5 protein-coding genes are annotated in these 7,989 nt (G+C 74.0%); 3 read left to right on the forward strand and 2 right to left on the reverse strand.

Annotated features, from left to right (window positions below; translation table 11 throughout):
• The first annotated feature begins 138 nt into the window (after positions 1–138).
• From NUM_RS32725 to NUM_RS32735, 3 genes are read left to right on the forward strand one after another with little or no spacing between them, the layout of a single operon-like run.
• On the forward strand, positions 139–1,218 hold the full coding sequence (locus tag NUM_RS32725) for an NAD-dependent epimerase/dehydratase family protein (protein ID WP_207128791.1): 1,080 nt from the start codon (positions 139–141) through the stop codon (positions 1,216–1,218).
• Entirely contained in the window at positions 1,218–2,294 is a 1,077-nt protein-coding gene (locus NUM_RS32730) for a dihydrodipicolinate synthase family protein (RefSeq protein ID WP_207128792.1), read from the forward strand. Before NUM_RS32725 ends, NUM_RS32730 begins: the two co-directional genes overlap by 1 nt.
• A gap of 17 nt (positions 2,295–2,311) precedes the next feature.
• Complete coding sequence (locus tag NUM_RS32735) at positions 2,312–3,577, forward strand: helix-turn-helix domain-containing protein (protein WP_207128793.1); 1,266 nt, start codon at positions 2,312–2,314, stop codon at positions 3,575–3,577.
• A 389-nt stretch (positions 3,578–3,966) separates the two neighbouring features.
• Here the strand turns inward: NUM_RS32735 and NUM_RS32740 are convergent, their stop codons facing one another.
• Together NUM_RS32740 and NUM_RS32745 are read right to left on the reverse strand one after the other, a co-directional pair.
• Complete coding sequence (locus NUM_RS32740) at positions 3,967–5,949, reverse strand: PQQ-binding-like beta-propeller repeat protein (protein ID WP_207128794.1); 1,983 nt, start codon at positions 5,947–5,949, stop codon at positions 3,967–3,969.
• Positions 5,946–7,989 (reverse strand): ligand-binding sensor domain-containing protein (locus NUM_RS32745; RefSeq protein WP_207128795.1); only part of this gene is annotated, 2,044 nt, incomplete at its 5' end. The genes NUM_RS32745 and NUM_RS32740, both read right to left, overlap by 4 nt.

Raw genomic sequence — 7,989 nt, forward strand, 5'->3', positions numbered from 1 at the left:
CGGTCGTGCCTGAAGTCACGATGAACATAGCCAGGCTCGGAGATGCGGTCAATACCTGCGGCAACAGTGACCGCGCAGCGGGACCCGTTGACGCGCCGTCTAGCTCCGGATACTTTCGGCGCAGCCATTATCCTGGGGATGAGCGGGCTCGGAACCGACGCCGGAACCAGCTGCCCGCCCGCAGTGGAGGAGATACCGATGACGGCGCTGCGCACGCTGATCGCCCGCCGGGTACACGAGCCGGACGACCGGCTCATCGAGCAGCTCGGCCGCACCGACGGCGACCTGGTCGTGCTGGGCGCCGCCGGCAAGATGGGCGTGAGCCTGGCCCGGATGGCCGCCGAGGCGTTCGACCGGCTGCCCGGCCACCGCCGGGTGCACGCCGTGTCCCGGTTCTCCGACCCGCAGGCCCGGGCCGAGCTGGACGAGGCCGGCGTGCACACCGTCGCCGCCGACCTGACCGACGAGGTCGCCCTCGCCGGCCTGCCCGACGCGCCGAACGTGGTGTACATGGTGGGCCGCAAGTTCGGCACCGCCGCCGACGCGGCCACCACCTGGGCACTCAACACGTACCTGCCGGGCCGGGTGGCGCAGCGCTACGCCGGCACCAACCTCGTCGCGTTCTCCAGCGGCAACGTGTACCCGCTGGTGCCGCTGCACTCCGGCGGCGCGGACGAGAGCGTCGCCCCGGACCCGGTCGGCGAGTACGCGCAGTCCTGCCTCGGGCGCGAGCGGGTGCTGGCCCACCAGGCCGCGGCGACCGGCACGAAGCTCGCGATCATCCGGCTCAACTACGCCATCGACTGCCGGTACGGGGTGCTGACCGACATCGCCCGCGCGGTGCGTGCCGGTGACCCGGTGGAGCTCGGCAACGCCGCGGTCAACGTGGTCTGGCAGGGCGACGCCAACCGGTACGTGCTGAGCGCGCTCGCGCACGTCGACACGGACCCGCTGGTGCTCAACGTGACCGGGCCGGAGACCGCCTCGGTGCGCTGGCTCGCCACCGAGCTGGGCCGCCGGCTCGACCGGGAGCCGGTGTTCGCCGGCACCGAGGCCGACACCGCGCTGCTGTCCAACGCGGCCCGCTGCTTCGGCCTGTTCGGCTACCCGTCGGTCAGCCTGGCCGAGATGCTCGACTGGACCGCCGCCTGGCTGCTGGAGGGTGGGCCGTTGCTGGACAAGCCCACCCACTTCACCGAGCGCGCGGGCAAGTTCTGATGTACGACGACGAGAAGCGCAGCCGGCTGCGCGACGGCATGGTCATCCCGGCCCACCCGCTGGCGCTCACCGCCGACCTGCGGCTGGACGAGCCCCGGCAGCGCGGCCTGACCCGGTACTACCTGGATGCCGGCGCCGGCGGGGTCGCGGTCGGCGTGCACACCACCCAGTTCGAGATCCACGACAACGGGCTGTACGAGCCGGTGCTGCGGCTGGCCGCCGAGGAGGCCGCAGCGGTGGCCCCGGACCCGGCCGGCGGCAGCCGCGCGCTGCTGGTCGCCGGGGTGCTCGGGCCGACCGAGCGGGCGGTCGCCGAGGCGGAACTCGCCGCCGAGCTGGGCTACGACCTGGCCCTGGTGGCGATGAACGGCTGGCGCGACGCACCCGAGGCGGACATCCTCGCCGGCGTCGCCGCGGTCGCCGAGATCCTCCCGGTCTTCGGCTTCTACCTGCAGCCCACGATCGGCCGGCGCAGCTTCGGCTACGACTTCTGGCGCCGGTACGCCGAGCTGCCCGGCGTCGAGGCGATCAAGATCGCGCCGTTCGACCGGTACGCGACGATCGAGGTGATCCGCGCCGTCGTGGACGCCGGCGGCGCCGACCGGATCGCGCTGTACACCGGCAACGACGACAACATCGTCGCCGACCTGCTCACCCCGTACCGGTTCGGGCCGACCACGGTGCACATCGTCGGCGGGCTGCTCGGCCAGTGGGCGGTGTGGACGCCGGCCGCGGTGGCGCTGCACGCCCAGGCCCGCGCGATCGTCCGGGCCGGCGCGCCGGTACCGCTGGAACTGCTGGCCCGCGCCGCCCAGCTCACCGACGCGAACTCGGCGGTGTTCGACGCCGCCAACAGCTTCGTGGGCAGCATCGCCGGCGTCAACGAGGTACTCGCCCGGGAGGGGTTGCTGGCCGGCAACTGGTGCCTGGCCGATGCCGAGCGGCTCTCCCCCGGCCAGGCCGACCAGCTCGACCGGGTCCTCGCCGCCTACCCGGACCTGACCCGCGGCGGCGACCCGGACGCGCTGGCCGCCGGGCCGGGCGCGCCGGTGAGGGACGGTACGGCGCTCCAATGACATGGCACGATGCAGGCGTGATGACCAACCCCCGGTACCAGGCGGAGGTGCGGGCCACCGTCGGTGTGGTCGGACCGCCTGACCTGGTGCCGCTGGTGCAGCAGGTCGCCGCCCGCGACTTCCCGCAGCTGGAGCTGCGGCCGCTGCCGTACCAGAACGAGTCGCAGGCGGCGGAGATCGTCGCGGACCGGCCGCCGGACGTCGACTCCTGGCTGTTCACCGGCGCCATCCCGTACACGCTGGCGCAGCAGGCCGGTGTGCTGGACCGGCCGGCCACCTACATCACCTACAGCGGCGCCACCCTGTACCGGGTGCTCGTCGAGCTGCTGTCCGCCGGCCGCGCCGTCGACACGATCAGCATCGACACCCTGGACCGCGATCAGGTGGTGGAGGCGTTCCGGGACGCCGCGCTGCCGGTCGAGGGCGTCCGGGTGATGGAGTACCGGCCGGGGCGCGACGCGGCGCAGTTCGCCGACTTCCACCGGGCCGCCGCCCGCGGCGCCGAGCGCAGCGTCGCGATCACCTGCGTCCGGTCGGTGTACGAGCAGATCCGGGGCGACCTGGAGACGGTACGGCTGGCCCCGGCGATCGTGTCGGTCCGGTCCGCGCTGCAGACGATCATGCTGGCCTCCGCCGGCCGGGTACACGCCGACGCGCAGGTGGTGCTCGGCTTCATCGACCTGTCCGAGCCCGACCAGGAGCTCGCCGACGACATCACCGCGCTGGCCGGCAGCCTGTTCACCCTGCAGGAGGGCCGGTACCTGCTGGTCACCACGCGCGGGGTGCTGGAGGGTGCGACCGGTGGGTTCCAGCGGCTGCCGCTGCTCGGTGCGCTCAGCCAGCGGCACATGTGGGCGCACGTCGGTTGCGGCGTCGGCCGTTCGGCCGCGGAGGCGGAGGCGCTGGCCCGTCGCGCCCTGGCCCGCTGCCGCGCCGCCGGCCCGTTCGCCGCGGTGGTGTCGCTGGGCAACGGCGGTGACATCATGCTCGGCGGCGTGGATCCGGCCGAGGCCGGCGACGACGAGCCGGTACCGGTCGGGGTCGCGGCCCGGCGCTCCGGCCTCTCCAAGGCGAACCTGGACCGGCTCAAGGCCATGCTGTACGAGCGGGGCGCCGACGGGGTGACCGCATCCGACGTGGCCGAGGCGCTGGACATCGAGCCGCGGTCGGCCCGGCGGACGTTGAAGCGGCTGGAGCGGGCCGGGGTGGCGCAGCCGATCGGGCGGGTGATGGCCGGTACGACCGGGCGGCCGCCGACGATCTACCGGGTCCGCCTCGGGTGAGGCTCTGACCGTCCGGGGTGATGGTCCACTCCGTGCATCCGAGGTGCGTCCGAGGTGCCTCCAGGTGCTGGTGTAGAGGCCACCTCTGTTCGCGGTCTGAGCCCGCGTGGGGGGATGCGAGGAGAGGGCTTCGCCCCCTCCTCGCGCTCCTTCCCCGTCAAGGGGGCCTTCGCCCCCTTGACCATCCCCCGTCGGGGGAACGGTGACGAGGTCCGGACGCCGCCTGGCCTTCTCGGAATGTCGGGGGCCGGTGCTCGCCGTCGGGGAGCCATGCCGCTTCGGGGCTCGCGTCGGGGAGTCATGTCGCTTCGGGGCTCGCGCTTCGGGGCTCGGCGCTTCGGGGCTTTGGGGTGGGTGGGTGTCCGTTGTGGACACTCACCCACCCGGGGTCAGAGCCAGAGGCGGATGAGGTTGCGGTGTCGGACGGTGTAGAGGGAGCGGCCGTCGGGGGCGGGGGCGAGCATGGGTGGGCCGTAGGTCTCGGCGGCGAGGTCGTCGAGCACGGTGGTCGTGGTGCCGTCGCCGTTGACCCGGAAGATCCGCCCGCCGGTGGCGCCGTACAGGTGGCCGCGCGCGGTGACCAGGGTGGCGCCGGCGCCGACGTCCACAGTGGACAGTACTGTCCGGGTACCCGGGTCGAAGGCGAACAGGGTCCCGGTGTCGGTGGTGCCGTAGAGCGTGCCGCGCCAGAGCGCCAGGTCGGTGAGCTGCCCGGCGCCCGGTACCGGGGTGACCTGCCAGCGCACCGTGCCGCGGCGCAGGTCGAACGCCGACAGCGTCGCCTCCTTGACGATCGGGTCGGTACCGAGGCTGTTGCGGATCTCGCTGCCCAGGTAGGCGGTGCCGCCGGTGGCGGCGACCGAGCGCACCGACTGGTTCGGCACCACGCCGCGGTACACCCGGACCGCGCCGGTGCGCGGATCGAAGCAGGCCAGCGCGCCGTTGTACTTGCCGTAGTCCGCCTCGGTGGTGACCAGCAGCTTGCCCACCGCCGGGTCGTACACCGCGTCGGTCGGCCGGGTCTGCTCGTTCGCGACGTCGCCGACCTTGTGCAGGTCGGTACCGTCCGGCGCGACGGAGAACAGCCGGGCCAGCGTGTACACGCCGAGGTAGACCTGCCCGCCGACCGGCGTCATGGTCTTCGCCTCGCCGGCCAGGAACGTCCGGTGGCTGGCACCGGTGGCGAGGTCGTGCACCTGCACGCCGGCCTTGCCGCTGACCAGTACCCGGTCGTCGGTGGCGGTGACCTGCATGGCCAGTTCCGGCGCCGGCGGCAGGCCCGCCGCGGTCAGGTCGGTGCCGTCGAACGTGCCGGACGCCGCGTCGTAGTCGACGAACGTGCTGGTCAGCTCCGCGGTCACGGCGTCGTCGGCGCTCACCATGATCCGGTTGAAGTACGCCCCGTCGTACGGCGAGCCGAGCCGGGTGACGGTGCCGCTCGCCGTGTCGTAACGCCACAGCACGCCGGCCGGCCGGGTACCGAGGTAGACGGAGTCGCCGTGCACGGTGATCGCGGTGACGTACTGCTCGGCCGGGTCGGCCTGCACCTCGACCGGGTGCGCCAGGTCGTCCAGCGAGAACACCAGCATGGTGCCGGTCGGCGACAGCCCGGCGGCGAGCGTGTCGCCGGACAGCGCGAGCGTCGCCACGAACGTCCGGTTCGCGTACTGGGCGGGCAGCACGTCGGTGCGGTCTCCGGTGGCGCGGTCGATCGCGATCAGGTGCGCGTGCGCACCGACGCCGGCGAAGATCGTGGTGTCGGTGACGGCGATGGACCGCACGTACTGCTCGCCCGCGACGGCCGTGCCGTACTTGCGGGTCTGGCCGGTCGCCGGGTCGTAGCTCCACACCCCGGCGTCCGGGTACGTGCCGGCCACGATCGTGCCGTCCGGTGCCGCGGCGATCGCCCAGACGAACGAGCCGAAGTTCGCCACCTTCGTCGCCGTACCGGTCGTCGTGTCGATCCGGTACAGGTCGCCCGGGTCGTAGGTGGCGACGTACAGGTCGGTGCCGACGTGCGCCATCGCCCAGGTACCGGCGCCGGTCGGCAGGTCGATCGTCGTCGTGACCCGGTGCTGTACCGGGTCGAACGCCGCCACCTGCACCGGCGACACGCCGGACGTCGCGGTGTAGACGAGGTCGCCGACCGGTTCGGCCACCCCGGTCGAGGTGACCTCGGAGGCCGGCCCCAGATCGTCCACCCGGGGCGCGGCGGCGCTGCCGGCCGGCCGCGCCGGCGCGGCGGCGGCGCTGTCGGTCGGCCGCGCCGGCGCGGCGGCGGCAGGGCCGGCCACGAGCGACGCGGCAGCGAGCCCACCGATCGCCAGCGCCGCCACGATCCGGCGCAGCCGAGCGCCACTCCCGCCGCTCATGCCGGCACCACCCGGTAGACGTGGGTGTTGGCGCCCAGGAAGGCGGTGCCGTCCGGGGCGACCGCGAGGTAGTCGGCGTCGGTGTCGACCACCGTGGTCACCGCGAGGTCGGCGCGCGCCACCCGGTGCAGCGCACCACCGGACAACATCAGGAACGTGTCCGACCCGGCGTGGTAGCCGAGCCGGCCGGTGCCGGTGCCGACGGTGGCCCGGCGGGTGACGGTGCGGCTGGCCAGGTCGAAGGCGAACAGGGTGCCCGCCGCGTACCCCCACACCCCGCCGTCGGCGTCGACGACCAGCCCGTCCACCGACTCGGCGCCCGGTACCGGTACCGCCTCGAACGTCTTGGCGTCGGCCACCGGGTCGAAGCCGAACAGCTTCGCCTCGGTCTGCGTCGGCGCCGGCACCGAGTACCCGCCGTGGATCGAGGTGCCGCCGACGATCGTGCCGGCGGCGTACGCGAGCGACACGATCGACTGGTCGGTGACCACCGGCCGGTGCACGCTCGCCGCGTTGGTCGCCTTGGCCACGATCACCAGCGCGCCGCCGAGCGTGGTGTTCGGCATCGAGCCGTACGCGACGTGGTCGCCCGCGTCGACGCTGGCCCGGGCCCGTACCTGGTCCGCCTCGTGCAGGTCGACGACCTTCACCGGGTTGTCCGGCGTCCCGGCCGGCCCGGGCGAGTACTCCGGGCTGCTCCACGGCTTGCCCGGGTCGTACCGGTAGAGGCGCGAGTCCGGGTAGGTGCCGAGCCAGATCTCGTCGCCGAGGTCGAGCACGCTCTCGGTCTGCGCGAACCGTTGGAACGTGGGCGATCCGGTCTGCGGGTCGAGCTGCGCGAGCCCGCCGTTGAGGTACCCGCCGGCCCACAGCCGCCCGGTGGTCCCGACCGCGAGGCTGGCCAGCGGGATCGGCTCCCCCGGGATGTCGGTCGCGGTCTGCGTGCCCACCCCGGTCTTCGGGTTGTACGAGAACATCTCGCCGCGCCACAGCAGGCCGACCAGGGTCTGACCCGGGGTTTCCTTGGCTGGCAGGGAAACCCAGCCGATGCCGCGGTTGTTGACCACCCGGCCGGCGAACGTGAGCCCGGTACCCGTCTCGGTACCGGTGCGGGGCAGCATCCCGGTCAGTTCCCCGTTGCGGGTGTAGTAGACCAGCCCGCCGGGCCCCGGCTCGGACACGTCCAGGCCGGCCACCTTGTCCCGCAACGGACTCCAGCCGCGCCGGCGGGTGTCCCAGACGCCGAGGCGGCCGTCGATGGCGGAACCGAACCGGGCGTACACCAGGCCGCGGTAGGCGTTCAGGTCGTACACGGTGCTGCCGACGCCGTCGCCGACCTCGTCGGGCAGCGGCAGCTCCCGGCTGGCGCCGCTGGCGACGTCGATCTCCACCACGTGCGCGTCCGGCTGGGTGCCGACGTAGAGCTTGCCGCCGTCGGTGGCGATGCTGCGGGCGTACGACATGCCCGGGACCACGGTGCCGTAGTCGCGGACCGCACCGGTGGCCGGGTCGTACCCGAAGGCCTTGGCGCTGGGGTAGGTGCAGCCGTAGACGATGCCGGCCGTGTCGATGGCCAGCCGCCAGATGTACGTCTCGGCGGCGAGCGGCCGGCCGAGGTCCTCGATCTCGCTCTGCCGGCCCGGGGGCCGCCGGAACAGCTGCCCGGTCCCGTACGCGCCGACCCAGACGGTGCCGTCCGGGCCGATCGCCACCGCGTACGAGCCGGGGGCGCCGGGCAGCGGCTGGGTGGAGACCGTCTTCGCGGTACCCGGGTCGAGCGCGACGAGGTGCGCCGGGTCGCCGGACACCGCCGACCACAGCACCGGCCGCCCGTCCGGGCCGGGGCCGACGGCGCCGCCGATGGCGAGCACGTCGGACAGCGGGATACCGAGGTCGGTGAGGGTCGCGGCGGCCGCGCTGGCGGAACCGGCGAACGTCGGGCCGGCGAGCGCGAGACCGGGCAGCGCGCCCGCCGCAGCGGCGCCGCCGAGCGCCGCGACGAACGTACGCCGGGACAGCCGGCCGCGGCCGGGGTGGGAG

The sequence above is a fragment of the Actinocatenispora comari genome, from assembly GCF_017312725.1.
Taxonomy (GTDB): domain Bacteria; phylum Actinomycetota; class Actinomycetes; order Mycobacteriales; family Micromonosporaceae; genus Actinocatenispora; species Actinocatenispora comari.